Source organism: Acinetobacter sp. YH12142 (genome assembly GCF_013418435.1).
Classification (GTDB): domain Bacteria; phylum Pseudomonadota; class Gammaproteobacteria; order Pseudomonadales; family Moraxellaceae; genus Acinetobacter; species Acinetobacter amyesii.
Genome location: NZ_VPCB01000003.1, coordinates 1 through 26209, shown reverse-complemented (window position 1 = coordinate 26209; position 26209 = coordinate 1). Strand labels below are relative to the sequence as shown.

Below are 26209 nucleotides of genomic sequence, written 5' to 3'. Positions count from 1 at the left end.
CTTCATTAAGCTCTTGGAGAAATAACATATTGTTGTGTTGTTGGTTTTAATAAGGCATCAAAAATAACCGGTTCATATAAAGGATGAATATTTAAATATGCCTGAATACTTAAACATAGTGCCCCCATATTATGACCATCCATGAGCATTTCGACTCGAATCTGCTTTAAACGCGGTTCATGTGCAGCAATCGATTGTTCAATTGACTGACAAATTTTGTCGCGATCCGATGGATTTGCAGTCGATAAGCCAACAAAATCGATAATGCCAAATTGCAAAATAGATTTTTTTGCTAATGGAAAGTCATCAATCAGTTCATCTAACTTTGCCACCCGACTATTGAGGAGATCCTCTAAATCGGAGGCAACAGATTCACGAAGTTCTTGCAAAGACAGACCTTGAGTCTGCTGAGCATCTGCTGGTAATAAGCGGTCAAATAATGTCGTTCTAAAACCATAAGGATAAAGCTGATCGAGATTCATATCTTCTTATAAATATTTAAAAAAATGAAAATAGAGGCTACCCAAGTTAGCCTCTATCTGAATCCATCTATTACGCCGCGTATGAAGCAGTGTTGTTAGATAATGACCACTTCTTAGTAACAGCACCTTTCGCAGTACCGTTAATATCTTGTTGGTTATATGTCCACTCTACTGCAGCATATTTCAAACCAAATGATTCGTGCGGAACACCTTCATCATTTACAGTTGGAGTCACACTAGAAACCAACACATGTTTCAGTTTGATTTGAAGATATTTAATACGTTTATCGCCATTCGCACGGTAGAAATCAATTTGAACTTCATCAAATGTATAACCTGCTGAACATGCTTCCCAAAGTTTAGGGCTTGTCGCGTCTAAATCTTTAACAAAAACCATATCAGAATGTTCTACACGTTCTGCAGTGTGACCACCCACACTTGAAGAAGTCGCAGATTTAGGTTGACGGATGTTATGCGTCCAAGAGTTTACTTCTAACCAACTCTTGTGCTCTGCATCACGAGATTCGCCGTCTACTTTGTACTTACCACGAAATTGAATGTATATATCTTTCATTGTTCTGAATACCTATTTATTTAAAGTTATTATAGTGTTGACCCAAAATTAATTTGAGGACTGAGGTAACTCGGTCACAAGTCGTAATGAAACAGACAACTCATCCAACTGGAAATGTGGTCTTAAGAAAACCACAGATTTGTAGTGACCAGGCAAAGCTGGATTTTCTACAACTTTTACAGAAGCTTCACGCAATGGATACTGAGCTTTAGCTTCTTGAGATGCACCATCATCGAGTAATACATATTGCGACAACCATTCATTTAAGAAGGTCTCAACATTACCCGCTGATGCAAAACTACCCACTTTGTCACGCATCATTGCTTTTAAATAATGTGCAATACGTGAAACTGCCATGATGTATTGGATCTGGCTAGACAATGCAGAGTTGGCATTTGCTGTATCGCTATCATATTTTTTAGGTTTTTGCGTCGATTGCGCACCGAAAAATGCTGCATAATCCGTATTTTTGCAGTGTACCAACGGAATAAAACCAAGATCACTCAGTTCTTTTTCACGACGGTCTGTAATGGCAATTTCAGTTGGGCATTTAAAGACCACTTCACCATCATTGGTTTTGAACGTATGGACAGGCAAACCTTCAACTAAACCACCACCTTCTACACCACGAATCGCAGCACACCAACCATGCATATCAAAAGCATTGGTTAAACGTGTACCAAAGGCATAAGCCGCGTTCATCCATAAATATTCATTATGGTTTTCGCCTGAAACTTCTTCAACGAAGTTAAATCCTTCAGTGGCAATACCTTCTTTTGGATCATATGGCAAACGACCCAATACACGTGGCATTGTCAATGCAACATAACGTGCATCATCACTTTCACGGAATGAACGCCATTGTACATATTCAGCAGTTTCAAAGATTTTAGACACATCGCGTGGACGATCAATATCAGTGAAAGATTCTAGACCCAACATATTCGGGCTTGCTGCCGAAATAAACGGTGCATGTGCAGCCGCCGCGACATGTGAAATTTGCTCAAGCAAGTACATGTCAGAAGGTGTACGGTCAAACTCAAAATCACCAATCAATGTTGCATAAGGCGCACCACCGAACGATCCATATTCTTCTTCATAGATTTTTTTGAACAACGTGCTTTGGTCAAAATCTGTCGCACCTTGGAAATCTTTAATCAGCTCTTTTTTCGTCGTATTTAACATACGAATTTTTGTTAAAGAGTTTGAAGGTGTTTCTTGGCAGAAATAATACAAACCACGCCATGTCGATTCAATTTTTTGAAATTCAGCATGGTGCATGATTTTACTTAACTGAGATGAAATCAACGCATCAATTTCAGCAATACGCTTATCAATTGATAAAGTCATATTGTCCGAAACGGTGATGGTACCTGCCATGACTTCTTTGGCAAGTTCACCGATCAGACTTTTTGCACGATCATGTTCTTGATCTGTACGCGCAATACGACTTTGTTCAACAATTGAATCTAAAAGCGAATATTCTTCAGTTGCTTCAAGGTTTGCAGCAGTTGCAGTATTAAAATTACTCATTTTCTGCCTCCACACTCAACTTACGAATTTGATCAGTGTTATGTAACACTTCATCCAGTAAATCTTCTAAGCGTTCATTATTTGAAATTTTATTACGCAAGTCAGACAGACGCTCACGCGCGGCAACTAACTTTTGTAATGGATCAACCTGTTGTACAACTTGCTCTGGAGTGAAATCGGCCATGCTCTTAAATGTAAGATCTACCGACATTTTTCCACCGTCTTCAGTCAAGGTATTCTCAACTTGAAAATTAGCACGTGGCGCTAAAGACTCCATTACCTCATCAATATTATCTAAATCAACATTAATGAATTTCTTGTCTTTTAATTTAGTTTTCTCTACTTCAGATGCCGCAGAGAAATCACCTAACACCCCAACAACGAATGGTAACTCTTTAATTTCTTTACCGTCGCCAACTTCAACATCGTAAGTCAATTGAACACGAGGAGGACGAATTCGTTGAAGTTTTTTCTGTACACTTTCACGTTTTGCCATGAGTGCTTTTCCTTGTTATTTATTCTTCAATGTATCGAAAGGTGAACCACCAGTAGCAGGTTTTTTCGCTGTAGTCTGCGGTTTTGCTGTCGTGGTGGTTTTCTTTTTGCTTGCAGCTGTAGTCGTTTGTTTAGGCTTGGTAGACGCTGTATTGGTTCGTTTTTTAGCTGGTGTTGTCTGTTTAGATTTCACATTGCTCGAAGATTCTGTACTTTTTTCACGAACATCTGCTGCAACAGACGTAGATTTATCAATCGTCGGCTGAATATAACGAATATTATCCGACAACACTTTGGCAGGAGAATAGGTCTGTTCATCTAGAGTACGATTTTCATTACTCCGCATATGATTCAGCGCATTATAAGAAATAGCGATACCTGCTAAAAAAGTGACATCAGTAAGTTCAGGAGACTGATAGTTCTTTTCTCGCAGCAGATTGACCGCTTGCAATGCTTTTAAATTGTAACCATTGGCTTGATATTTTTTGGCAATATCTACAAAGATTTCATTTTTTAAGTTCTCATTTTTCTTATTTTTTTTGTCACATAACTGATTATAAAAACCAATAATCTCTGGATCTGTATCACCTACTGCCAGTGGATAATCCTTTAAACAGGATTTTTTCACAGATGCCGCTTTATCTTTTGCAAAAACGGTTTGTGTTAAACTGACTGCTAAAATTATAGGTAATAAAACACTAAATTTATTCAAAATTGCCTCTGTATTTCTACGTGCTAAAACTTAATTTATGTGGAGAAATCACCACTTATTTTCCCGTGGGTTTTCTCTTCATTTATCAAAATTAAAAATATGCTGCAGATTTAACAAAAAATAAGCACATAGAGTCAATACAAAAATGTGCCAAATACTCCAAAGTTTGTCGACTATTTGTTTTTTTTTGTTTCATTTTATAAAAAAATCTTTTTCCTTTTTTTATTTAATCTGTATTATATCGCCTAAAGCAAGACACTAATAATACATAAGGTGTTGATTTTAAAGTTTTTATTTTTATAGCAAGAAAAAAGAGATCACAGTCAAACTTGTAAAATTTCGTACTGTGGATTCTAAATTTGATGAGTTATTTATGAATAATTTAAAAGTTTTAATTACTAAACTTTCACCTCACGCCCGCATTTCACTCGAAAAGTCAGCCAATACATGTATTTCACAGCAAAATTATGAAATCGAAATTGAACATTTTTTACTCGAATTATTAACCTATAACAATAAAAATGACCTTCAAATACTCTTAGAAAAATACAAAGTTTCTGCAGATGGTTTGGCAGATGACCTCAAAGAAAGTATTGCTCAACTTCCAAAAGGAAATACGCGCACTCCTATTTTTGCCCAATCCATTGTGCGCTTACTTGAACAAGCTTGGTTATTAGCATCTGCTGAACAAGATCCACAAATTCGTAGTGGTCATTTACTTGTTGCGCTCCTTACCGCGCCAGATTTATACCAAATTGCAGCAAGAGCTTCTTCTCTTTTCGATTTATTACCTATCGATACGATTAAACATAAATTTTTAGATCTTTGCCTAAAGAGCATTGAAAATGAAGATTTAGCAACTGCATCACCAGATGAAAAATCAGCTGCTCAAACGAATGCAACAACGCCAGTTAAAACACCTGCTCTAGACCAATACACCATTAATTTAACTGAAAAAGCTAAAAATGGTGGCATTGATCCTGTGATTGGTCGTGAGTTTGAAATCCGCCTAATGCTCGATATTTTGATGCGTCGTCGTCAGAACAATCCGATTTTAACGGGTGAGCCTGGTGTTGGTAAAACGGCCGTTGTTGAAGGTCTGGCATTAAAAATCGCAACCAACCAAGTTCCAGATGCTTTAAAAAATGTCAGCATTCATACTTTAGATATGGGCTTGCTACAAGCGGGCGCCAGTGTTAAAGGTGAATTCGAAAATCGCTTAAAACAAGTCATTCATGAAGTTCAAGCCTCTGCACATCCAATCATTTTATTTATTGATGAAGCACACACGTTGATTGGTGCGGGTGGTCAAGCAGGTCAAAATGATGCAGCAAACCTGTTAAAACCGGCGCTTGCACGTGGTGAGTTAAGAACCATTGCCGCAACCACATGGGCTGAATATAAGCAGTATTTTGAAAAAGATGCCGCATTAAGCCGACGCTTCCAAGTAATTCAGGTTGAAGAACCGACTGAAGAAGTCGCAATCGATATGCTGCGTGCCATGATTCCCGTGATGGCAAAACATTTCAATTTACAAATTGACGATGAAGCTATCGTTACTGCAGTCCATGCATCACACCGTTATATCACTGGCCGTCAATTGCCTGATAAAGCGATTAGTGTCTTAGATACGGCTTCTGCGCGTGTTGCGTTAACGCAAAATGCACAACCTGTAAAATTGGATCAACTTCATGCTCAATTACATAATTTGAAGCTTGAATTGGCGATTCTTGAAAATGAACATAAGAATATTCCTATTCACCACGAACGCATTGAAAGTGTAAAAACACAAATATCCGCGCTTGAACAAGAAATTCAGTCGACAGAAACGCAGTGGAAAATAGAACTCGAAATCGTTCAACAGATTAAAACGCTTGAACAAGAGTCCGAGCAAAAACCAGAAAATATTGAAACTTTAAGCAATATTCGTAACCAACTGGCAACTTTACAAGGTCAAACGCCGCTGGTTTTTGAACGTGTGAATGCACAAATTATTAATGAAATCATTTCAGACTGGACCGGTATCCCAGTTGGAAAAATGGTGAATGATGAAATTCAGCAAATTTTGAAGCTTGAAACACAGTTAGAACAACGTGTGATGGGTCAAGATTATGCACTGCATCAACTGGTACAAGGCATTAAAACCTCCAAAGCAAAATTGGAAGATCCAAATAAACCTCAAGGCGTTTTCATGCTGGTTGGCCCAAGTGGTGTGGGTAAAACCGAAACTGCACTTGCGTTAGCAAACGAGTTATATGGTGGTGAGTCTCATTTAATCACCATTAACATGTCTGAATATCAAGAAGCACATACCGTGTCGTCTTTAAAAGGTGCTCCTCCAGGCTATGTCGGTTATGGCCAAGGTGGCGTACTGACAGAAGCAGTTCGCCGTAACCCATATAGTGTAGTTTTACTTGATGAGATTGAAAAAGCACACAGCGATGTTCAAGAATTATTCTACCAAGTATTCGATAAAGGTACTTTGGAAGATGGCGAAGGTCGTGTCATTGACTTTAAAAATACTACGATCTTATTGACTTCAAATGCAGGCTCTAGTGCCATTATGCAGGCCTGTTTAAATCAGCCAGTAGAAGAATGGCCGTCAGCAGAAGAACTTTTAGATGTATTAAAACCAGCTTTATATAAACAATTTAAGCCGGCATTTTTAGGTCGTATGCGTATCGTGCCGTATTTCCCATTGCACGATGATCTGCTCGTACGCATTATTCAGCATAAATTAGGCAAAATTACCGCGCGTATTGAAAAACAATATGGTACGCAAACACGTTATACCGACGATTTAGTCGAATTATTATTAAGTCGCTGTACTGAGGTCGATAGTGGTGCGCGTAATGTCGATAACATTTTAAATGCGACGGTCTTGCCTGCTTTAGCCACTGAATTACTCATGGCAATGAGCGAGCAAAAGATTCCATCAGCCATTGAAATCGATGTCAAAGACGATGAAATTATTTATGTTTTAGATCCTAAAAGTAAACCTGCGAAAAAACGCAGCAGCAAAAAGACTAAAACCTTAGAAGCATAAGTTAGGAACGATGTAGAATATGAGTTTAGAGCTCGACGCTTTATTGCAACCGATTACGGACGATTTACCTTGCGGTAGTGATTTTTCATTTTCAAATGATTTTCATGCAATTAAAAAAGCTAAAACACAAGATGACCCGCTCTTGGATCAAGGCGACTGGATCGCAGAACCAAAACAGGCAGATTGGGGCTTTGTGCACCAAAAATCGTCAGATCTACTTCGCGAACATACAAAAGATATTCGCTTATATGGTTGGTTGCTTGAAGCGTGGACTCACATTCATGGTTTCGAAGGGATTGCCAAAGGGATTGAACTTACACAAAAAAGTTTGCAAGACTTTTGGCTACAACTTCATCCTGAAATTGAAGATGATGACCTTGATCAACGTCTAGGTTTATTACAAGGGATAATTAATCAAATCCCAACATTAATTAAATCAGTTTCAATCGTTCATGGCGCGGCAGCTTATTCCCTATCCGACTATGATCGACTACTTCATGTTCAAAACCAAAGACGTAAATCCAACCATGAAGATGATGATCAAGAAGAGTCTTTTAATGGTATGGAACAGTTTGAACATGCCTTGTTCAATACCTCAAAATCAATTCAATACCAGTATTACCAACAGTTTTTAGATATTTTAAACCATTGGGAAAACTTAAAAACGACTCTTGATGATTTGATGGGTTTAGATGCGCCAAGCTTTGCTGGCATTGACTCTCAAATCGAAATGATTCACTTGAGTTTAAAAAAAATCTATAAAGCAGATGCTTTTATCAATTCATCGAGCGCTGAACAGGTTCAATCAAATTCTCCAATTGAAAGCCAAACACTTTCCACTGTAACTTCCGTGCAGAATGATATGCAAATAATACAACAACAGCATACACAGCAATTTAAACCTCAAGTGCAAAATCATCTTGAAAACCGTGAACAAGCCATGAAAGTCTTGCAAGATATTGCGGACTATTTCCAAGTGAATGAGCCGCATAGCCCTGTCAGTTATATGCTGCAAAAAACCATTAAATGGTCACAAATGCCACTGCATGAATGGTTAACTCATGTGATTAAGGATGAAAACCCTCTTGAAGCTGTACAAGAAATGTTAGGTGTTCAGCAACAAAGTAATGAATCGAATAGCGACTGGTAAAAGCAATGTTTAAAGCAGAAAAAATTTTATGGGGTGAAGGATTATTTTTACGCCCGCAACACTTTCAATTACAAGATGCTTATCATGAACAGCGTTTAAACCATACGGTTCGCGCAACAATACCGTTCGCTTATGGTATTCAAAGTTTAATTTTTGATGAATCACAACTCAGTACCAATACTTTGGCTTTGAATAAAGTTGAAATGATTTGGCAAGATGGCGAGATTTATCAAGCACCTGCACAAGACTTATTACCTGAGCCTGTACTACTTGATTCATTAAATTTACGCGGTGAAATGCAAATTTATTTAGCATTACCAATCGTTCAACCGAATAAACGAAACGTCAATTTTGAAGAAAATACCCAATCGAGTCGCTATCATTCACATTTGACTGAAACTCATGATTTGTTTACAGATGCAACGGCTGCTGAAATTACCTTATTACGCCGCCGTGCAGAGTTTAAAATCTTTGAATTAGGCCAAGAACCACAGCACAATCTTGATGGTTTTCTTTACATGCCTATTGGCCGAATTAAGCGCCAAAGTTCTGGTAATTTTGTTTTAGATTATCAATTCATCCCACCAATATTACATATTAGTTCGTGTGATTCACTGATTACCGGGCTTAAACGAACGCTGAATATCATTAAAGCTAAAATTAAAACCATTCAATCGAATAATCGTGAAAACGAACAAAAGTTAATTGAATTCCGTTCAGGTGATATCGTGTCATTTTGGTTGGTTAATGCGCTAAATACTGCGCATGCGACCTTAAATCATTTATTGCAATATCCACTGATTCATCCTGAACGTTTGTATTTTGAATTATTGCGTCTGACAGGTTCCTTGCTCACCTTCTCGACAGCTTACGAAGTAGATCAGCTTCCACAGTATCAACATCATAATTTGCAAGAAAGTTTTACTCAATTAGATGTGATTTTACGTGAGTTGCTCGATACGATTATTTCAAATCGATATATCAGTATTAACTTGAAAGAAACCCGTCAATCCTACTGGGTGGGCAGTCTTGAAAGTGATAAAATTACTCGCGATTCTCGCCTGTATTTAGCTGTTTCAAGTAGTGTGATGCCTACACATGACATTATTTCTTATGTACCGCTGCGCTTTAAAGTCGGTAATACCGTTGATGTTGAACAGCGTGTCATGGCGGCATTACCGGCTGTGCCATTGCAACATATGATGCAAGTGCCAACAGCAATTCCGGTACGTTCAGGTGTGAGTTATTTTGAAGTTGAGCCAAATAATGATTTGTATCAACGTATGCTTGATTCTGAATCCATCTGCGTTTACATACCAGCTGGCTTCCAAGATATCTCGATTGAACTTATTGCTGTGATGAATGGTTAAGGAGCAATCATGAATATTTCAAATAATGCCCCTTCACTTTTTGACGACGGTCAAATAGGATTAGGCTCTTCAAAACCAAGTGCTGAACCGAAAATCAACAGTTCAACTAATTTAGTTGATCTACTGCATGATGGGTTTTACATTGTTTTCTTACTCAAAAATCAATATGTTCCATCCAGCCCTGAAAGTTTCAGGACAAAAATTATGGATCTATTAAACCGATTTGAAAGCCAAGCCCGTAAGCTTCAATTCAGCAATGAAGATATCACGGACGCAAAATATGCCTATTGCGCTTTATTAGATGAAACCATTGTCACCCAACAAGATGCACGCTTTTTTGATTTACAAAACAATTGGATGATGAATCCATTGCAATTAAGTCTTTTTGGTTCACAGCTTGCGGGTTACCGCTTTTTTGAAAATTTAGAGCAAATTCGTTCTAAGAATAAAGATCGATTAGCAGCACTTGAAGTTTATCATTACTGCATGCTCCTTGGTTTTCATGGTAAATACCGACTTGAATCGATTGAAATGCTCAATTCACTCGTTGCACGTGTCGGTGATGAAATTGATTATATGAAAGGTAAAAAGGCGTTTTCGCCTTTCGCGGCACTGCCGGATCAAATTAAAAACATTATTCACCGTGAATTACCATTTTTTTGGATCATTATCTTTTGGGCTTTGTTTGCTGTATTAGCATTTGGTGGACTGAAATATATGTTATCCAGTCAAAATAATCAGGCGTTATCACAATATCAAAATGTCATAACTGCACCATCGGAACAGGCTTATATCACCATTCATTTACCATAAGACTTAGACACCATGGCAAACGAAAAATCGAATAACGTTAGAATTTTACAGTCGACTCAAAAGAATAATTTACCGCCTTTAGCTCATGCTGCGATTGGCTTTCTTGTTGGTGCTGCGGTCATTATTGTTGTTGGCCTGGGATATTTTTATCTAAGTTCTGACGATCAGCCTGCAAATACAGAAATGACTACTTCTGCCCCAACTGAAGATAAAGCTGAAACTGAGGCATCCGCTGTACCTCGTCAAAACGAAAATGAGCAAGCTTCAGCTGAAAAAGCGCAGCAAACCGTTCATGCAACTGAAGAAAAAGATCCGGATAATGACTTATATTCGAATGATTTAGCTACTGCTTTCAATCATGGTAACACGGCTAAGGCAACTCAGCCTGTTCAAGCTGTGGCGAATAACCGTTCACCTTTTGAAATTACCCAACCGCAGCGCCCTGTTGTAGCTGCTACAACAACCGTTAAATCACATATTCCAAATACTATAGCGAAACCAAAAGCTTCGCCAACAACGGCCAAGGTGACCAAGCCTACAGAGCCATCCACGAAAGTAGTGAAAGAAGATGAGCACTTCGAAGAACCGATGGGCGGAACGCAAATTTCTGAAACCAAACGTCCAAAAGTGGTTGCTGCAACAAGCACTGCCAATGCGACTGTGAGCGCTACAGTTTCTCCATGATCATTTTTTTGGTTAGTTGTTTCTTTGTCTTAGCACTGGTGACAGTGCTTTGCTTTTCTTATGAGCTAAGAATTAAAGTTCAAGATTTTTTCTTTCAAATCATTCCACAAAGTAAAAAAAGAATTCAACACGCCAAAAATTTTGCTTATGAACTGAACTATGCTGCAGCACCACAACAGATTCAATCACACTGGCATTTACAACAATGGTGGATTTTATTTGCAGGCTTTTTACTGTTTGCCAGTATTTTATTATTTTCTTTTACTCGCCCGATTACTGCAAGTAAAGTAGAAGCAGATTATTTACGCAAAGTCGATCCTCAAATTTACTCGATGCTCGATGGGCAAGTTTTAGATGCACCTCCTGAAGTCGAAGAATATCTTGTTCAAGAAGCAATTGCAGAAGAAGCTGCAATGATTGAGCAGCCATCTGTTATGGCCTCAAGCTTTAATCCAGAAGTTCAAGATATCCATACGCATTCATACTCTACGGATGTGCCTTCAGCAGATCGTAAATGGCATAAAATGAACCCTCGTTATAAGCAGCGTTTATTGATGGTGTTCAAAATCATGCGTGAACAACATGGCTATGAAATGATTTTGCTTGAAGGTTATCGTAGTCCAGAACGTCAAAATAATTTAGCCACCAATAAAAATACCACTCGTGCCCGTGGCTTCCAAAGTTATCATCAGTTTGGTTTAGCAGCCGATGTCGCCTTTAAACGCAATGGAAAAGTGGTCATTACTGAACGAGACCCTTGGGCTATGCGTGGTTATCAACTTTACGGTCAAGCCGCTGAGTCTGTCGGTTTAACATGGGGCGGACGTTGGAAATCCATTCAAGATTATGGTCATACAGAATATCGTATGCCAGGCCTGAAAAAAACTGCAGAGATGGCGGCATTACTCACCTCTGAAGGTCAGCTTCAAGCCAATAACATTTCGATTGAGTAGTATTTCGATGTTGTGCCTGCAAAATATAATTGAAGGCACACCGTATTAATCTAAATAATTTTGTATTTGCTCTATAACTTCAGTTGTTTTTTCTGCATGTAACCAATGGCCTGCACCTTCTATTTCTACAATTTTCGCATGTGGAAATTGGTGTTCTATCGCATTGATATGTTCTGCTTTTGAAATATAAGGTGACTGTCCACCTTTGAGGAACAATACAGGCTGTTGCCAAATATTTCCGATATTTTCCCAACCAATAATTTGGTCATACTGTTTATACAACGCATCTACATTAAACAACCATTGTCCTTTACTAAACGACTTGAGTAGAAACTGTATCACCATATCTGAATGAATATACTCACGCATAATTTCAACCGCTTGTTTTCTAGATTGAATTTGTGCATTTTGTACAGCAATCAAAGCTGTAAAAATTTCATCATGATGACGTTCTTGATATGCAAAGGGCGCGATATCCAATACAACAAGTTGCTCTACCCGCTCTGAGATTAAAGCCAATTGCATTGCGACCTTACCTCCCATGGAATGGCCAATCACTGAAAACTTATCGATGCCAATTACATCTAATGTCTCAAGTACATCGTTTGCCATCTCACAATAATCCATTTCTGTACTTTGAGGTGATTTACCATGATTTCGTAAATCAAGCTGAATGACAGAATGTGAATTTTGAAAAGCTCTGGCAAGCATCCCTAAATTACTGAGGCTGCCAAATAAACCATGAATAAAGACTAGTGGGTGTGTTTCGCCTTCTAATTTTTGATGATATTCGTAATTTAGGATCATTTTTGAATACTTTGCTATGTTGATATTATGATGCCTAGTTGAATGAATGAAATCAAATGACAGTTAAAAAATTATTAGTCTTACTTAGGCTATTTGTATGTGGCAAATATTTAATTTGCTTAGGCTATTTTACAAATGAAATAGCCAACCGCAATCAACCTAAAAGATCTTTGTCTTTAATTTGCAGATTTAAAGTGATTAAAAGGAATTTTTAAATAGCGAATACCATTCCCTTCTGGTTTTGGAAATTTACCTGCATCCATATTGATTTGTATTGCAGGTAAAATCAGTTTTGGCATAGCCAATTTTGCGTCACGCTGAGTTCGCATTTTGACAAAATCTTCTTTTTTCGTACCAACGTGGATATGAATATTCTGCTGTTTTTGCGCATGTACACTGCTTTCACAGCAGTATTCTGACCGATTTTCTGGTAAATAGTCATGGCATAAAAACAAGCGCATTTCAGGTGCTAACTGATAAATCTTTTGTACTGAATCGAATAATACTGCTGCACTGCCCTTGGGAAAATCACAGCGTGCTGTGCCATAATCAGGCATAAATAAGGTATCACCGACAAACACAGCATCATCACCAACCACATAGCTCAGACAAGCAGGTGTATGTCCAGGCGTTGGAATGTTATAGGCATTTAACTCACCGATTTTAAATGCCTCATGATCTGCAAATAAATAATCAAAAGACTGATGTGAATTAAAATATTTCACATCAAAATTATAAATGGCGCTGAATGTTTCCTGCACAATCTTGATGTTATGGCTCATCGCAATTTTGCCACCAAGAACCTGTTTTAAATATTGAGATGCGGTTAAGTGATCTGCGTGCACATGCGTTTCTAAAATCCATTCTACGCTTAGGCTATTTTCTTGAATATAACGAATAATCAAATCTGCATGCTTCGTTTGAGTAGTTGCAGAAGCAGCATCATAATCCAATACACTGTCTATAATCGCACATCGGTTTGTTTGCGGATCGGATACCACATAACTAAATGTATTGGTATTTTCATCAAAAAAAGGTTGTACCTGTGCACGCTTTGACATTAATTTGCTCCCGCAAATTTTCGATGTAGATAGACGCCTGCAAACATCGCTATAACAAAATAAATCGCTTGATAATAGCCAAGCCCGATCAAAGTAAAGGCTGGCGCAGGACAAATCCCTGCAATCCCCCAACCTATTCCAAAGATAACACTCCCCATGACGAGTTTTGCATCAATTTGATTATTACTCGGTAATTCAATCGCCTTCCTATCAAAGGTTGTCGGTTTTGATTGACGAACTACCATTTGAAATGGAATAAATGCAACTGCAATGGCTCCCATCATCACAAAAGCTAAACTCGCATCCCACTGCCCTGTAATATCAAGGAAACTTAAGACCTTTTCTGGATTAGACATGCCCGAAATCATTAAACCTAATGAGAAAATTCCACCAAAAATAAAAGCCAATATATTTTTCATCATTAAGCTCCGATTACATGTCTCATTACATAAACTGTGATAATCCCAGCCAACATAAAACTAGCAGTTGCAAAGAATGAACGCTTAGAAAGACGACTAATACCGCAAATGCCATGACCGCTAGTACAACCTGAGCCTAATCGAGTTCCGAATCCAACCAATACACCGGCAATGATCATCATCCATGGACTTGCATCCAGCTCGATTGTCACAGAGGTCAATTGCCCGTAGATAAAAGGCACAATAAAAAGTCCTGCTAAAAACCAGATCGCGGGTGTTTTTAAAATCGTTTGGCGATTCAGCGTTTGCGCAATTAAACCACTGATACCTGCGATTCGACCATGTACGTATAGGTAGCCAACTGCGGCCAGGCCCAATAAGGTCCCACCGAGAAAAGCAGTTAGAAATGGATGCATATTCATCAGCCACAAAACATTATATGTTTTTATAATATGTTATTTAGAAAAAGATGCAAGCTCTCACGCCGAAATATTCGTTCTAATTTGCCTTTTCCTAATTTAATAATTTAACGGTTCAAAGGTATTTGATTAATTTATTTAGAAATAATTTATAAACTTGAAAAATCACGGAATATTTCCTCGGAGATTTTTCAATAAAGGCTGTTTATTATGAAGTTAATTGAAATAATAGATAATTTATAGATCAATACTGATATCGCTGAGTGCATCGCTCACCCATGTTAAAGCATCTGAACCCAATTCTATAATATTCGAACCAATTTCAGCTAAGTCAGTCAAATCTACAGAAGATAAAGGATCAGATGATGTACTATTTTTTTGCTGTTCTTGTTCAGCTTGCTGCTCAATGGCTTGATCAAGATGAGTTTGATCTAATGGAGATGAGTTTGAATGTTGTTGTAATTCATAGTCATTATTCTGCATAAGTTCAGCCTGTTATGTTGTTTTCTATTACGTTCAGTTGATATTAATTTGGTTCAAACTCTTTAAGCACCTTATCTACAAACCACCAAGGTAAACGCTGAATACCTGAATTCATCTTTAAAATTTCAGCTTGTTCAATTTCCGCAATGAAAGAAGCATGCTGTCCATCGGCAGAGTTATCAAATAAATAACTACGATCCGTTGCTTCTACCGCCTGCATTAACAAATCCATACTTCGATAATAACGTTCGCGAATTTTTTGTTCTGGAACACCATGTCCACCCGTTTTCACTCGGTACTGAACACGTGAAATATTGATAACAGGATCAATAGTGGAAACATAATACAGATAGGTTCGAAAGCCTTTTCTTTTTGCTTCGCGTAGAAACTCCACCTTTGAAATATGGGACATCACTGTTTCAAAGGTAAAACTAATTTTTAGTTCTAAAAACTGCAAACGGATATAATCAATAATTCTTGCACAAAGATATGAGTCAATCTGGTCTGGATGAAACTCAATTTTCCACGGATTTAATATCTGAGGTTTACGTGCTAATAGAGGAATAAATTCTCCATCGGCGGGACGCTTTTTCGTATATAGAAAGTCAATTAGTGCTTCGGATTTTAAAGCGGGATGGTAATCCAACAAATTGAGCCGGTGTGAATGTTTCAGTTGAGCTTCGAGTTCATCCGCATTTAAATATGCCCCAATATGATGGGGCAATAAATATTCTTTAACTGTGCTTTTACCTGAACCATTTGGACCCGCGAACATTCTAATGCGAGGTTGTGGAGGCATGTATTAAACAATTTCCTCTATTTTCTTTTTACGTTTTAAAATTTTAGGTAGATCATCCACTTGTACGAAGTCGGCTGAAACATCTTTTATTTGTACTTCTTGACCATTTTGCAGACGTTGAACCAGTTGTAGACCTTTTACATAAACCACAGTGGATGAAGCACTTGCTTGTTCAAAAGCATGGCGAAATGCATGGATAGCAAGGCTCGGGATCATATCGTCCTCATATTGGCTTGCTTTCATTACTGAAGTATAAGCTGTCATGGAAACAACTCCTCAAACATCAAAAATAATGTGTTCAATCATCTTATCATACTCGCAATATTTGTCTATTTATCCATCACTCATACTGAAAGGAAATCGATAAAAATTCAAAGTGCTTAAATCATTTGATTATCTTACTCGAAAAGAATGTCGTATATGAGTCAATGTGTGTGGATAGTAAATCAGGAATTAAGTAAAAGTTACATACATTGGATTTATCACCCAATTAAGCATTTAATTTTTCACAAAAAAATAGCCACTTATTCAGTGGCCAAAAGAGAACGACATCAACAAGTTGATGTATTAGTACTGACCTATGCAACAGGACCAGGGATGTTTGTTGCATATAAATCGTTCTAACTTGATCATAATAATGTGATGGACTTGTCAATTTAAGCATATTTTATATCATTTTCTGACAATCTACATTTTCAACTTCTAAGATTATTAGAAACTGCACCTATAGTGAATAATGCTGTAATAATTTTGAAATATTAGACCATTTCGAATTATGAAAAATAGAACAAAATGAAAGAAAGTTAGACTAGAGCCCAAAAGTTTAAGCAGAGAAATTTAAACCTAAATTATTTTGTAGGACTCGAACAAAATGCACTTTCGTTTAAGCCAGATGACTGCATACTCTGTTGCTGTTGTTGTAAATAGTGCTGTGAAGCCACTCGCATTAGATTGGCCATTTCAAGAGCTGAGTTTTGCTGAGATATTTCTAAAATCTGTCGATATGCATTCAATCTTAAACAAAATGCTTGAGTTTGCTGCTGACCCGTTGCAGTAGATGTAGGGTCATCTAAAATGGCTTTGGTTGAATTAATTTGCTCAGTATATGTATGTATCTGAGCATTATATTCAGCTTGAGTCAGTTGTGGAGTAACCGCTTCATTCACATTTGCATATGCTACAGAAGCAGTAAACACAGAAAAAATAAAGACATAAAGTTTATACATCAACGGAGAATGCATAAATTAAGCCTCATCACCTTCTTTCCAGACATCTTCATAATCATCAGCATCGATCATAAAACGATAGCCCACATCCAAAGCTAAATACGGTAGCACTTCAGGCACAACATCTTGCAGTTTACGCACAGTCATTGTTTCAAAGTTATCTGCGCCTTCAAGCTCGCCGCCATAAATATACCAACTGACATTTTCATCACCTTCTGCAGGCTTACGAATACCAACTATTGGATCTTTATTTAAGGTATGGACAGCCACAGCAATTACATCATTGCCCTGCACTTCTACATATGCAGAACCCACTTCTTCACATAAAAGTTTTTGTTCTGCAATCAGTTCTGCCAAAGGTGATGAATTTTGCGTATGTTTTGCCATGTTTGTTCTCAGGCCATATAGGTTTCGGGCATTCTACCGTGAATTACACTTATATAGATAAATTTTTTCCGTGCGAAAGCATTCGTGCCTTGTTTTATCAATTCATTTATAACAAAAGACTCAATGCTGTAGATTCCATGTAAAGGTATAAACAGGAATAAAGGAAACTTAATTTAAGACATATACCGCTCAAACACAGAAATAGACGAAAAAAAATAGAATCAACATTCAAACAGCAAGCTTCTTTACCACCACAGATTTAACTTTTGCCAATGCCTGTGCAAATTTGGACAAATACCCGATTTTCCAAACTTACATGATTTATGAAAGAAATCGTCAATGCCTTGCACGTTTCATAGATTCAAAACACTGACTAGAAAATACACAGGATGGTTAATACGCTTATATATAGGTCTATAAAGTATGACTTAGCTAGGCAATAAATGTTCATCATATCTAAAGCTGCCTACTTATAAGGAAATGCTCCCACAGAATATTTAATTCGCTAAGGCAAACAAAATATCTAGCTTGAGCCCTATCATCTATGAAAAAAATTTCATTGGCCTAGAAATATGCTTTATAAACCATAGAAAAAGTAACTATCTTTTAATTTTTATATACTTAGCACACAAACCTGATTTATTCTTTCAAATAACTCGATTGAAAACTGAGAACAATTTAGATTCCTTTACGCGTGAAATAAGTTAAACCTTAGAATTTTTAATACGCTGAATAAATACTATCTTTACGACTATGCATGCGTAGGCAGTTCAACTGACGATCTATAAGACAAATGTACAGGCCATCTCACCTTTCAGATCATTTGTATTGGTTATTGCTACACGAATGCACCACGATAAAGCAAGTTTACACAAAAGATATCAACAGTTTTAGCCAATTGGGTTTAAAATGATGCCCTACAATATAATGATAAAAAATGTAATCTTTTAACATTGCCAATTCTCTGCAAAGTTCGCATTATATAGCCCATTCTCGGCACATGCTTTTCACGTCAATTCAAAGAAATTATAAAAAAAATGTGGAATTTTATGCCATAATGAGCAAACTTTGCAGGTATCTTGCAAAGTAAATTTGCAACTTTTTATTGGAGCAGGCTGAATGAGCTCGACCATTTTGGTCATTCATGGACCGAATCTCAACTTACTGGGAAAACGTGAACCCGAAGTTTATGGCTATCTAACACTCGAAGATATTAACCAAAAACTGATTTCACAGGCTCAAAACGCTTCCATTTCTCTCGACACTTTCCAAAGTAATTGGGAAGGCGCTGTCGTCGACCGAATTCATCAAGCGCAACAAGAAGGCGTTCAATTTATCATTATTAACCCAGCAGCCCTAACACATACTTCGGTTGCTGTGCGTGATGCCCTCCTTGGTGTAGCCATTCCGTTTATCGAAGTACATCTATCAAATGTCCACGCTCGCGAAGCATTTAGACATCACTCCTATCTATCTGATAAAGCCGTTGGCGTTATTTGTGGTTTAGGTGCAAAAGGCTATGCCGCAGCACTAGACTTCGCCATCGAAAAAATTCAACCAACTTCTCAATCTTAATTAGGAATACTGTTCATGGATATCCGTAAAATCAAGAAACTCATCGATTTGATGATTGAATCTGACTTACAGGCGATTGAAGTTAAAGAAGGCGATCAATCGATTGCTCTAACTCGTCGCAATCCAGTAGTTGCTGCCGCTGCGCCTGCTATGGCTGCTCCTGCCGCTGCGCCTGCTGCACCTCGTTCACCACGTGGTGCTGTTGAGCCGTCTCCTATGGTTGGTGTGTTCTATGCTGCGCCAAATCCAGGTGAAGCACCATTTGTGAAAGTTGGTCAAACTGTATCTGCTGGTGAAACACTCGGTATCATCGAAGCAATGAAAATCATGAACCCAATTGAAGCAACTCAAAGCGGTGTAATTGAAGAAATTTTGGTTAAAAATGGCGAAGTGATCCAATTCGGTCAACCATTATTCCGCTATCGCGCTTAAGACCACGGGGAATCACAATGTTGCAAAAAGTTTTAATTGCAAACCGTGGTGAGATTGCGCTCCGCATCACCCGCGCTTGCAAAACTTTAGGAATTAAAACCGTAGGGATTTATTCCGATGCCGACAAAGACCTAATGCACTTACGCTTCTGTGACGAAGCAGTGTGTATTGGACCAGGTGCCAGCAGCGAAAGTTATCTCAATATCCCTGCCATTATTACAGCGGCTGAAATCACCGGTGCAGATGCCATCCATCCAGGTTATGGTTTCTTATCTGAAAACGCTGAGTTTGCAGAAATTGTAGAAAACTCAGGTTTTATCTTTATCGGTCCGCGTCCTGAACACATTCGCTTAATGGGGAACAAAGTTTCTGCCATTATTGCGATGAAAAAAGCTGGCGTACCAACAGTTCCGGGTTGTGACCATGCTGTAACGATTCACAATGCATTGGCAGAAGCCAAAGAAATTGGCTTCCCATTGATTGTAAAAGCTGCCTCAGGTGGTGGTGGTCGTGGTATGCGTATCGTTGAACGTGTAGACACGCTACTCGAATCTGTACAAGCCGCTCAACGTGATGCGGAAATGTGGTTTGGTGACGACACCGTTTATATGGAACGTTTCCTTCAAAAGCCACGCCATGTCGAAGTGCAAGTTCTTGCAGATGGTAATGGCCATGCAATTCACCTTTATGATCGTGACTGTTCATTGCAACGTCGCCATCAAAAAGTGCTTGAAGAAGCGCCTGCACCGGGTTTACCTGAAGAAGCACGTGCGCATATTCTTGAAGCGTGTGTAAACGCTTGTAAATTAATGCAATACCGTGGTGCTGGTACATTCGAGTTCTTATTTGAAGAAGGTGAATTCTTCTTTATTGAAATGAATACTCGTGTACAAGTAGAACATCCTGTTACTGAGCAAGTGACTGGCGTAGATATTATCGAGCAACAATTACGCATTGCTGCCGGTTTAGGTTTGGATCTTCAACAAGAAGATATTCAACTTAAAGGTCATGCGATTGAATGTCGTATTAATGCAGAAGATCCATCTACATTTATGCCTTCACCGGGCAAAATCGATCATTTCTATGCACCGGGCGGCGCAGGTATCCGACTAGATTCTCATATCTATCAAGGATATAGCATCCCGCCATACTATGATTCAATGATTGCAAAACTCATTGCGCATGGTAAAGATCGTGAAACCTCTATTGCGCGCATGAAACAAGCTCTCGAAGAGATTATCTTAACTGGCGTGAAAACCAATATTCCGCTACATAAAGATTTGATTCTTCAAGATAAAAATTTCTGCGAACAAGCAATGGATATTCACTATCTTGAAAAACATCTATTAAAGAAAGTCGAAGGACATGAAGAGAAATAAAACTTCAGCGTCAAAAAAACCACTCAAATGAGTGGTTTTTTATTTTCATAAGAAAGATCTATAGTCATGCTTAAGGCAAAACTCGACGCAATGTCGCAAAACACTGCTGAGCCTGATCATTGGCACAGAAATTAATAACCGATGGACTTTTCCACTTTACAAAGTACTGTGAAATTTCGCCGGTTTGATCTTGAATATTGCCCGAACAATCCATCTGATTATTGTCATATTTCACTTGTAAAATCAGTGCTGGAATTTGCACATTCGGATCTTGCGCAGGTTGATAGTCATATACCCCAGATGACCACTCTTCACCGCTTTTGATCACAACATCATTATTGCTCTTAAAATTATAATATTCAACGCACTTTTTATTGGTCGGAATTTCCATACCCCATAAGCCGACCAATTCAGAACGTGTTGTCACCCTAAAGCTATTCACCGCTTCAACTTGATTTTTAGCCTCTGAATTTTGAGTTGTATTCTTATTATCTGCCGCCATCACCAACGATGAACTCAACATGAGTAAAACTGTAAGATATGCTATTTTCATACATTTAATCAGTCATATAAATCATGCTCTTAAAGTAACACATTTTTTTACAAATCCGCGGTTTATCACATTTTCATAACAATCATTTTTCCTATTTATCCAAAAAATCAATCTCGGTTAACGAAACTACAAATCAGCTAAATGCCAAACAAATCACACTATTTACAATAAAATAATATAAAATCTTTTTTATCGTTTAATATTCGAAAAAAACGAATTCTCCCATATTTAACTTAGGCTTACATAAGCTAATGAAACTGCATTCGAATAGTCTTGCTCCGCTTAATGCACGCCACAGCATGGCTTTTGTCATAGTCGCTGCAGTTATTCTTTGCTGCTGCTTAGTCGGTATTTTCAGCCGCCCATTAAGCTATTTAGCGATTTTTTGGCCTGCGAATGCAGTATTGTTAGCAATATTCTTAAGGTTCCCTAAACTGAGTAATCTGGGAGGATGGTTAGGTGCATTTACCGGTTATATGCTCGCAGATTTAGTGACGGGCAATTATTTCCAACTCACTTTATTTCTCACTTTTTCAAATTTAACCAACAGCATGGTATCGCTATTTTTTATGCGATATTTTCAGGTGAACTATCAAAACTATAATAAAGGTTTCACCTTTCTGACCATGATTGTCATCATCGCCTGTGGTGGATGCCTTGCAGGTGCTCTTTTTGCTATTTTCACTGTGCCTTATATCCCCAACACGTTTATGTCGACCGATCGATTGTCGATTGATTTTGGTATGTGGTGGATTACTGAAATATTAAATGCGCTGATTATATTACCGCTTATTCTGTCTTTTCCTAAACTGGCCGATCTTAAACTGTATTGCAAAGACCGACGCAATCAAAGCTTTCAAATCAACAAGATATTTCCAGCTATTGCGGTTATCTTCTGCGTATTTTTAACGACAGTGACTACTGGTCCGGGCGCAATTCTCTACCCTTTAGCGGCTCTGATTTGGGCAGCTTTAACCTATCGATTATTTACCCTATCTCTGATTAATGCCGTAGTCATTTTAGCGACCTATTACAATTTAAATGCCTTCTATTTACATGATTCATCACTCACCTACTTGTCTACAGCCATTTCTGTACGCATTGGCCTTGCCATGCTGATAATCGCTCCATTAATTCTTTGTATTATTAGCCGCAATCGGCACGAACTGTATAAAGAAGTTTTATACCTTGCAAATCATGATAGTTTAACGCATGCGATGAATCGTCGATATTTTTTCGAGCAAGGTGAGCTTTACCTACAAAACCAAATTCAGCTCAATTTTTCCATTATCATGATAGATATTGATCATTTTAAACAATTGAATGATCAATATGGGCATTATGTCGGTGACCAAGTTTTACAGGAATTTTCTGGTATTGTACGTAAGAATTTGCGTGAAACAGATTTATTTGCACGTATAGGTGGTGAAGAGTTTAGTATATTACTTACCAACGTTGCAGCACCTGAAGCCCAAGGTATCGCTGAACGCATCCGAAAAGTCGTTGAAACTACACCTATCATCATTGATGAACAAAATACTTTTTATATTACGGTGAGTATGGGTCTGATTCATCAGTCTTTGCCCAATGCTCCAAGTTTGCAAAGTATGATTAATCAAGCCGATCAGGCATTATATCAAGCTAAAGAACTCGGCCGTAATCAAGTGATTTTAGTCCATTGAGACTTTTCAATATACTGAATTGTTTCAAGCTGGCTTTTGGTTCGTTTTAGGCAAGCCCACGACCAAAAACATGGCAGGTATAACCGCCAGTCCTGCGATCATAAAAATAACGGGTCCCGAAAGCATGTCCCAATATCGACCTGCTAAAATACTGCCACTCGCAACACCTAAGCCCCACATGGTACTGTATAGCGCTTGACCACGCCCTTGTTGACTTGCGGTAAAATTTTGAAAAATGATTCGCATAGCGATTAAGTGGAATAATCCAAAACTAAAGGCATGAATCGTTTGCGCAGCAAATTGAGTGATAAACACCGTCGGATATAAGCCTACAATCAACCATCGCATCCCTGTTAGCCCTAAACAAATGAGCACTAAGTTACGCCAAGAATATCGATTAAAAAAGACATTGGCATAGGCAAACATAATGATTTCCGCAATGACTCCGACAGACCATAAAAAACCGATTTGACTCGTCGAAAAATCAGCTTGCATAAGGTAATTGCTATAAAAACTATAAAACGGTGCATGCGAAAAGAGCAGAAAAAATTCAATGATAAAAAAACTCGCTACAACTGGTCGTTTTAAGATAGGCCAAAGTGGTTCAAGTTTTTTCTGTGAAGATGGTGCAGTAGCGGGCTCTTTAATCGTAAATGACCAAATAAATGCGAGAAATGCAATGCATAACAACATGATAGGCAGCATTGAAACAGGTATTATTTCTAGCAAAGCCCCAATTCCAAATACCCCAACAATGAAGCCAACTGATCCCCATTTTCTGACTTTTCCATAAAGTTCTGCACGCCGCTCAGCTAACCAAAATAAAGTTACTCCTTCAAACTGAGCCAATATAGCATTTTGAAAGAAACTAAAAACCAGCATGAGTAATGCAACAGATTGAAAACTGTTGGGAATTATAAAAATCAGAAACCAAATACAGGCTTCCATCCATGTTGCGATTCGAACTAAAAGCATGCGCTTGCCGGATTTATCTGCAATCCAACCCCAAATAAATGGGGCAAAAAAACGTGTCACAATTGCAATCGAAGATAAAACCCCTATTTCTTGATAATTAAACCCTTGATCCTCTAAATACAAACTCCAATACGGCATGAATGTACCCACTATTGAATAATAGAAAAAGTAGAATCCACCTAGTTTTGTTTGGATTGGAATTGATTGCATTTGGTTATATTCACTTGTATTTTCAAACACTTAAATAAGTTAATGGTTATATAAGATTGCACTCATTTGGCTGTATTTGTAGCTCAACAGTCTACAAATGAGTCTACAAATTGCAAAAAAATATTTTTTTTGATTTTTTGTAGACTGCTTTAAAAACTCATTAATTTTCACTATTTTATCACTGTTTTTCGCATAAAAGAAAAACCGCCCGAAGGCGGTTATTTTTGACGATGAAAGTTATAAATCTTTTGGAGTATTTATTTTATTGACGAGCTAGAGATGGAAATAAACATTCAACAATACGTTGGGTACTCCATAAACCAATTTCTTGATGATGCATATGAGGCGCTAAATACTTTAGAAGTTTGTTGATCTTATATCCTGTATTCGTATTTCCATCAAATTGTTTCTTAAGCTCAGCCATTTCATGGTTAGCTAAATAATTAAATGAATTGGTCTCTAGGAAGTTTTTCACATACTCATTATTCACTTGATTTTGCTTAGGATCTATAGATTTGCCAGCAATCCAATCATAAATAAAAGTTTTTTCAACAGCATTAAACACTCCAAACATTTTACCATCTTCGTCGTGAATCATCTGCCAAAATCTACTCTCTTCAGGTGGTCGATTCAATTTTATCCAGCCCATACGTACAAGCTCAAAAATAAACTCTTCAACACTATCATCTTCAGACAGCCATTCATTCGTCGTTCTATTGTTAAACATACATTTATTACTATGCATATGTTTACCAACGATCGCCTTTTTCTTAAATATTTCTAGCACCATCTTTTCAGTGCTTAAATTTTTAATTATCTGAACTGAACTCATTCCTTTGTTATTTAGGAGATAGCCGATTTTGAGTTTACGAATGAAAGAGGTGGATCAGGAAATTTGAACAACACTTATAAGTGATATTTTGCTCCCCAAATGATGTTATAAACATCAATATATGGAGTATTTTATGGCACGTAGACCAAGAAGAAATCATTCAAATGATTTTAAAGCTAAGGTAGCACTTGCTGCGATTAAAGCAGAAAAAACACTTGCTGAATTGAGTGCTGAATTTGATGTTCATCAAAACCAAATTATCGACTGGAAAAATCAACTGATTTCAGCTTCCTCGCAAGCTTTCGAGCAATCAAAAGCTCCAACAGAACCACCCATCGATCTAAAAAAACCACATGCAAAAATCGGTGAGCAGGCATTAGAAATTGATTTTTTAGAAGGTGTGTTGAAGAAACTGGGCCGCTTCAACCACAAAAGTTAATCGATGACTCACTTCAGATTTCAGTATCTAAGCAAGCTCAGCTGCTGAAAGTCTCCCGTGGTTGTTATTACTATCGCCCAAAACCTGTGAGTGCATCAGATCTGAAGCTGATGCGGTGTATGGATGAGTTACATATGCAATACCCTTTTGCAGGTAGCCGTATGATGCGTGATTTGTTGAATCGTCAAGGACATCATATAGGACGACGTCATATACGTACTTTAATGAAGAAAATGGGCATTAATGCGTTATATTGCAAACCAAATTTAAGCCAGGCTAATCAAGCTCACCGCAAATATCCATATCTGCTCAAAGGATTGGCTATTCAGCGCAGTAATCAAGTGTGGTCTACGGATATAACGTATATCCCTATGGCAAAAGGCTTTGTTTATTTATGTGTTGTGATTGATTGGCATAGCCGCAAGGTACTTGCGCATAGAGTATCGATTAGTATGGAGGTTACATTTTGCATAGAAACATTAAATGAAGCTATTGAAAAATATGGTCGACCTGAAATATTTAGGGTCTGTTGACATTTGTTGATTAAAAAAATAGCGAGATAGTAAAATTAAATCGCCAAACCCAATTTTACACTCGCTATGCCTCGAACAATGCTAAATGATCAACACTGGTCCAAGTTACTTGCTATTTTCCGTCACTTTAATATTTATCTCAAATTAAATTTACGGAATTTTATTGAAGCGATTTTATTTCGAATT

27 protein-coding genes and 2 pseudogenes are annotated in these 26209 nt (G+C 37.8%); 12 read left to right on the top strand and 17 right to left on the bottom strand.

Annotation, left to right across the window (positions count from 1 at the left end; translation table 11 throughout):
* Positions 1-5: 5 nt before the first annotated feature.
* The 5 genes from tssE to FTU77_RS03455 all read right to left on the bottom strand — a co-directional run bounded on the left by tssE (position 6) and on the right by FTU77_RS03455 (position 3796).
* A complete protein-coding gene (tssE, locus tag FTU77_RS03475) occupies positions 6-482 on the bottom strand; it encodes a type VI secretion system baseplate subunit TssE (protein WP_078190770.1) in 477 nt (158 codons plus the stop codon).
* Between the two features lie 70 nt (positions 483-552).
* A complete protein-coding gene (locus FTU77_RS03470; RefSeq protein ID WP_078190771.1) occupies positions 553-1056 on the bottom strand; it encodes a type VI secretion system tube protein Hcp in 504 nt (167 codons plus the stop codon).
* Positions 1057-1104: 48 nt separating this feature from the next.
* Positions 1105-2589, bottom strand: coding sequence for a type VI secretion system contractile sheath large subunit (gene tssC, locus FTU77_RS03465; RefSeq protein WP_168379480.1), 1485 nt, complete (start codon positions 2587-2589; stop codon positions 1105-1107).
* On the bottom strand, positions 2582-3085 hold the full coding sequence (gene tssB / locus FTU77_RS03460) for a type VI secretion system contractile sheath small subunit (RefSeq protein ID WP_078193364.1): 504 nt from the start codon (positions 3083-3085) through the stop codon (positions 2582-2584). The genes tssC and tssB overlap by 8 nt, the downstream gene beginning before the upstream one ends.
* 15 nt (positions 3086-3100) lie before the next feature.
* On the bottom strand, positions 3101-3796 hold the full coding sequence (locus tag FTU77_RS03455) for a hypothetical protein (protein ID WP_180054649.1): 696 nt from the start codon (positions 3794-3796) through the stop codon (positions 3101-3103).
* A 373-nt stretch (positions 3797-4169) separates the two neighbouring features.
* Between FTU77_RS03455 and tssH the strand changes: the two genes are divergently transcribed.
* Genes tssH through FTU77_RS03425 form a run of 6 tightly spaced genes read left to right on the top strand, consistent with a single transcriptional unit; the run spans position 4170 to position 11812 of the window.
* Positions 4170-6842 (top strand): type VI secretion system ATPase TssH, encoded by a 2673-nt coding sequence (gene tssH / locus FTU77_RS03450; protein ID WP_180054647.1) that lies wholly within the window; start codon positions 4170-4172, stop codon positions 6840-6842.
* 19 nt (positions 6843-6861) lie between these two features.
* The gene (gene tssA / locus FTU77_RS03445; RefSeq protein WP_078193367.1) at positions 6862-7992 is read left to right on the top strand and encodes a type VI secretion system protein TssA; all 1131 of its coding nucleotides are present in this window, start codon (positions 6862-6864) and stop codon (positions 7990-7992) included.
* A 5-nt stretch (positions 7993-7997) separates the two neighbouring features.
* Positions 7998-9362: a type VI secretion system baseplate subunit TssK gene (tssK, locus tag FTU77_RS03440; RefSeq protein ID WP_168379484.1), complete on the top strand. Its 1365-nt coding sequence runs from the start codon at positions 7998-8000 to the stop codon at positions 9360-9362.
* A 9-nt stretch (positions 9363-9371) separates the two neighbouring features.
* On the top strand, positions 9372-10175 hold the full coding sequence (icmH, locus tag FTU77_RS03435) for a type IVB secretion system protein IcmH/DotU (protein ID WP_078190778.1): 804 nt from the start codon (positions 9372-9374) through the stop codon (positions 10173-10175).
* A gap of 12 nt (positions 10176-10187) precedes the next feature.
* Complete coding sequence (locus FTU77_RS03430; protein WP_180054645.1) at positions 10188-10859, top strand: hypothetical protein; 672 nt, start codon at positions 10188-10190, stop codon at positions 10857-10859.
* On the top strand, positions 10856-11812 hold the full coding sequence (locus tag FTU77_RS03425; RefSeq protein WP_180054643.1) for a M15 family metallopeptidase: 957 nt from the start codon (positions 10856-10858) through the stop codon (positions 11810-11812). Before FTU77_RS03430 ends, FTU77_RS03425 begins: the two co-directional genes overlap by 4 nt.
* A gap of 45 nt (positions 11813-11857) precedes the next feature.
* Here the strand turns inward: FTU77_RS03425 and FTU77_RS03420 are convergent, their stop codons facing one another.
* From FTU77_RS03420 to FTU77_RS03380, 9 genes are all read right to left on the bottom strand, one after another.
* Positions 11858-12619 (bottom strand): alpha/beta fold hydrolase, encoded by a 762-nt coding sequence (locus FTU77_RS03420; protein ID WP_180054641.1) that lies wholly within the window; start codon positions 12617-12619, stop codon positions 11858-11860.
* 176 nt (positions 12620-12795) lie between these two features.
* A complete protein-coding gene (locus FTU77_RS03415; RefSeq protein ID WP_180022652.1) occupies positions 12796-13680 on the bottom strand; it encodes an MBL fold metallo-hydrolase in 885 nt (294 codons plus the stop codon).
* Positions 13680-14099 carry a DUF6691 family protein gene (locus tag FTU77_RS03410; RefSeq protein WP_180054914.1) on the bottom strand — a complete coding sequence of 140 codons (420 nt, stop codon included), beginning with the start codon at positions 14097-14099 and terminating at the stop codon, positions 13680-13682. The genes FTU77_RS03415 and FTU77_RS03410 overlap by 1 nt, the downstream gene beginning before the upstream one ends.
* Positions 14100-14101: 2 nt before the next feature.
* On the bottom strand, positions 14102-14515 hold the full coding sequence (locus FTU77_RS03405) for a YeeE/YedE family protein (RefSeq protein ID WP_180054639.1): 414 nt from the start codon (positions 14513-14515) through the stop codon (positions 14102-14104).
* A gap of 240 nt (positions 14516-14755) precedes the next feature.
* Complete coding sequence (locus FTU77_RS03400) at positions 14756-15001, bottom strand: hypothetical protein (protein WP_180041448.1); 246 nt, start codon at positions 14999-15001, stop codon at positions 14756-14758.
* Positions 15002-15044: 43 nt separating this feature from the next.
* Positions 15045-15800 carry a zeta toxin gene (locus FTU77_RS03395; protein ID WP_257223565.1) on the bottom strand — a complete coding sequence of 252 codons (756 nt, stop codon included), beginning with the start codon at positions 15798-15800 and terminating at the stop codon, positions 15045-15047.
* Positions 15801-15803: 3 nt separating this feature from the next.
* Positions 15804-16064 (bottom strand): hypothetical protein, encoded by a 261-nt coding sequence (locus FTU77_RS03390; protein ID WP_168379492.1) that lies wholly within the window; start codon positions 16062-16064, stop codon positions 15804-15806.
* 584 nt (positions 16065-16648) lie between these two features.
* Positions 16649-17041 (bottom strand): hypothetical protein, encoded by a 393-nt coding sequence (locus FTU77_RS03385; protein ID WP_180050770.1) that lies wholly within the window; start codon positions 17039-17041, stop codon positions 16649-16651.
* Between the two features lie 3 nt (positions 17042-17044).
* Positions 17045-17413 (bottom strand): hypothetical protein, encoded by a 369-nt coding sequence (locus FTU77_RS03380; protein WP_180054637.1) that lies wholly within the window; start codon positions 17411-17413, stop codon positions 17045-17047.
* A gap of 1119 nt (positions 17414-18532) precedes the next feature.
* Between FTU77_RS03380 and aroQ the strand changes: the two genes are divergently transcribed.
* The 3 genes from aroQ to accC are packed head-to-tail and all read left to right on the top strand — an operon-like array spanning position 18533 to position 20799.
* The gene (aroQ, locus tag FTU77_RS03375) at positions 18533-18988 is read left to right on the top strand and encodes a type II 3-dehydroquinate dehydratase (protein ID WP_078190789.1); all 456 of its coding nucleotides are present in this window, start codon (positions 18533-18535) and stop codon (positions 18986-18988) included.
* Between the two features lie 15 nt (positions 18989-19003).
* Positions 19004-19420: an acetyl-CoA carboxylase biotin carboxyl carrier protein gene (gene accB / locus FTU77_RS03370; protein WP_078190790.1), complete on the top strand. Its 417-nt coding sequence runs from the start codon at positions 19004-19006 to the stop codon at positions 19418-19420.
* A gap of 17 nt (positions 19421-19437) precedes the next feature.
* The gene (gene accC / locus FTU77_RS03365; protein WP_180005521.1) at positions 19438-20799 is read left to right on the top strand and encodes an acetyl-CoA carboxylase biotin carboxylase subunit; all 1362 of its coding nucleotides are present in this window, start codon (positions 19438-19440) and stop codon (positions 20797-20799) included.
* Positions 20800-20869: 70 nt separating this feature from the next.
* Here accC and FTU77_RS03360 read toward each other — a convergent pair whose 3' ends face one another.
* Entirely contained in the window at positions 20870-21352 is a 483-nt protein-coding gene (locus tag FTU77_RS03360) for a hypothetical protein (RefSeq protein WP_078190792.1), read from the bottom strand.
* A gap of 251 nt (positions 21353-21603) precedes the next feature.
* Between FTU77_RS03360 and FTU77_RS03355 the strand changes: the two genes are divergently transcribed.
* Positions 21604-23034 (top strand): GGDEF domain-containing protein, encoded by a 1431-nt coding sequence (locus FTU77_RS03355; protein ID WP_180054635.1) that lies wholly within the window; start codon positions 21604-21606, stop codon positions 23032-23034.
* Between the two features lie 24 nt (positions 23035-23058).
* Here FTU77_RS03355 and FTU77_RS03350 read toward each other — a convergent pair whose 3' ends face one another.
* Complete coding sequence (locus FTU77_RS03350; RefSeq protein WP_180054633.1) at positions 23059-24219, bottom strand: MFS transporter; 1161 nt, start codon at positions 24217-24219, stop codon at positions 23059-23061.
* 262 nt (positions 24220-24481) lie between these two features.
* Positions 24482-25051 carry a hypothetical protein gene (locus FTU77_RS03345; RefSeq protein ID WP_180042250.1) on the bottom strand — a complete coding sequence of 190 codons (570 nt, stop codon included), beginning with the start codon at positions 25049-25051 and terminating at the stop codon, positions 24482-24484.
* 121 nt (positions 25052-25172) lie between these two features.
* Between FTU77_RS03345 and FTU77_RS03340 the strand changes: the two are divergent.
* Together FTU77_RS03340 and FTU77_RS03335 are read left to right on the top strand one after the other, a co-directional pair.
* A pseudogene (locus tag FTU77_RS03340) lies at positions 25173-26011 on the top strand (IS3 family transposase); the annotation flags it as partial.
* A 78-nt stretch (positions 26012-26089) separates the two neighbouring features.
* Positions 26090-26209 (top strand): annotated as a pseudogene (locus FTU77_RS03335) (IS5/IS1182 family transposase); the annotation flags it as partial.

Coding starts and splice junctions, on each gene's coding strand:
- tssB (WP_078193364.1), bottom strand. CDS start 3,085: ATGGCAAAACGTGAAAGTGTACAGAAAAAACTTCAACGAATTCGTCCT.
- FTU77_RS03420 (WP_180054641.1), bottom strand. CDS start 12,619: ATGATCCTAAATTACGAATATCATCAAAAATTAGAAGGCGAAACACAC.
- tssC (WP_168379480.1), bottom strand. CDS start 2,589: ATGAGTAATTTTAATACTGCAACTGCTGCAAACCTTGAAGCAACTGAA.
- FTU77_RS03430 (WP_180054645.1), top strand. CDS start 10,188: ATGGCAAACGAAAAATCGAATAACGTTAGAATTTTACAGTCGACTCAA.
- FTU77_RS03360 (WP_078190792.1), bottom strand. CDS start 21,352: ATGAAAATAGCATATCTTACAGTTTTACTCATGTTGAGTTCATCGTTG.
- FTU77_RS03415 (WP_180022652.1), bottom strand. CDS start 13,680: ATGTCAAAGCGTGCACAGGTACAACCTTTTTTTGATGAAAATACCAAT.
- FTU77_RS03470 (WP_078190771.1), bottom strand. CDS start 1,056: ATGAAAGATATATACATTCAATTTCGTGGTAAGTACAAAGTAGACGGC.
- tssE (WP_078190770.1), bottom strand. CDS start 482: ATGAATCTCGATCAGCTTTATCCTTATGGTTTTAGAACGACATTATTT.
- tssK (WP_168379484.1), top strand. CDS start 7,998: ATGTTTAAAGCAGAAAAAATTTTATGGGGTGAAGGATTATTTTTACGC.
- icmH (WP_078190778.1), top strand. CDS start 9,372: ATGAATATTTCAAATAATGCCCCTTCACTTTTTGACGACGGTCAAATA.
- FTU77_RS03410 (WP_180054914.1), bottom strand. CDS start 14,099: ATGAAAAATATATTGGCTTTTATTTTTGGTGGAATTTTCTCATTAGGT.
- tssA (WP_078193367.1), top strand. CDS start 6,862: ATGAGTTTAGAGCTCGACGCTTTATTGCAACCGATTACGGACGATTTA.
- FTU77_RS03345 (WP_180042250.1), bottom strand. CDS start 25,051: ATGAGTTCAGTTCAGATAATTAAAAATTTAAGCACTGAAAAGATGGTG.
- FTU77_RS03380 (WP_180054637.1), bottom strand. CDS start 17,413: ATGGCAAAACATACGCAAAATTCATCACCTTTGGCAGAACTGATTGCA.
- accC (WP_180005521.1), top strand. CDS start 19,438: ATGTTGCAAAAAGTTTTAATTGCAAACCGTGGTGAGATTGCGCTCCGC.
- accB (WP_078190790.1), top strand. CDS start 19,004: ATGGATATCCGTAAAATCAAGAAACTCATCGATTTGATGATTGAATCT.
- FTU77_RS03405 (WP_180054639.1), bottom strand. CDS start 14,515: ATGCATCCATTTCTAACTGCTTTTCTCGGTGGGACCTTATTGGGCCTG.
- FTU77_RS03350 (WP_180054633.1), bottom strand. CDS start 24,219: ATGCAATCAATTCCAATCCAAACAAAACTAGGTGGATTCTACTTTTTC.
- FTU77_RS03385 (WP_180050770.1), bottom strand. CDS start 17,041: ATGCATTCTCCGTTGATGTATAAACTTTATGTCTTTATTTTTTCTGTG.
- aroQ (WP_078190789.1), top strand. CDS start 18,533: ATGAGCTCGACCATTTTGGTCATTCATGGACCGAATCTCAACTTACTG.
- FTU77_RS03390 (WP_168379492.1), bottom strand. CDS start 16,064: ATGACAGCTTATACTTCAGTAATGAAAGCAAGCCAATATGAGGACGAT.
- tssH (WP_180054647.1), top strand. CDS start 4,170: ATGAATAATTTAAAAGTTTTAATTACTAAACTTTCACCTCACGCCCGC.
- FTU77_RS03425 (WP_180054643.1), top strand. CDS start 10,856: ATGATCATTTTTTTGGTTAGTTGTTTCTTTGTCTTAGCACTGGTGACA.
- FTU77_RS03400 (WP_180041448.1), bottom strand. CDS start 15,001: ATGCAGAATAATGACTATGAATTACAACAACATTCAAACTCATCTCCA.
- FTU77_RS03395 (WP_257223565.1), bottom strand. CDS start 15,800: ATGCCTCCACAACCTCGCATTAGAATGTTCGCGGGTCCAAATGGTTCA.
- FTU77_RS03355 (WP_180054635.1), top strand. CDS start 21,604: ATGAAACTGCATTCGAATAGTCTTGCTCCGCTTAATGCACGCCACAGC.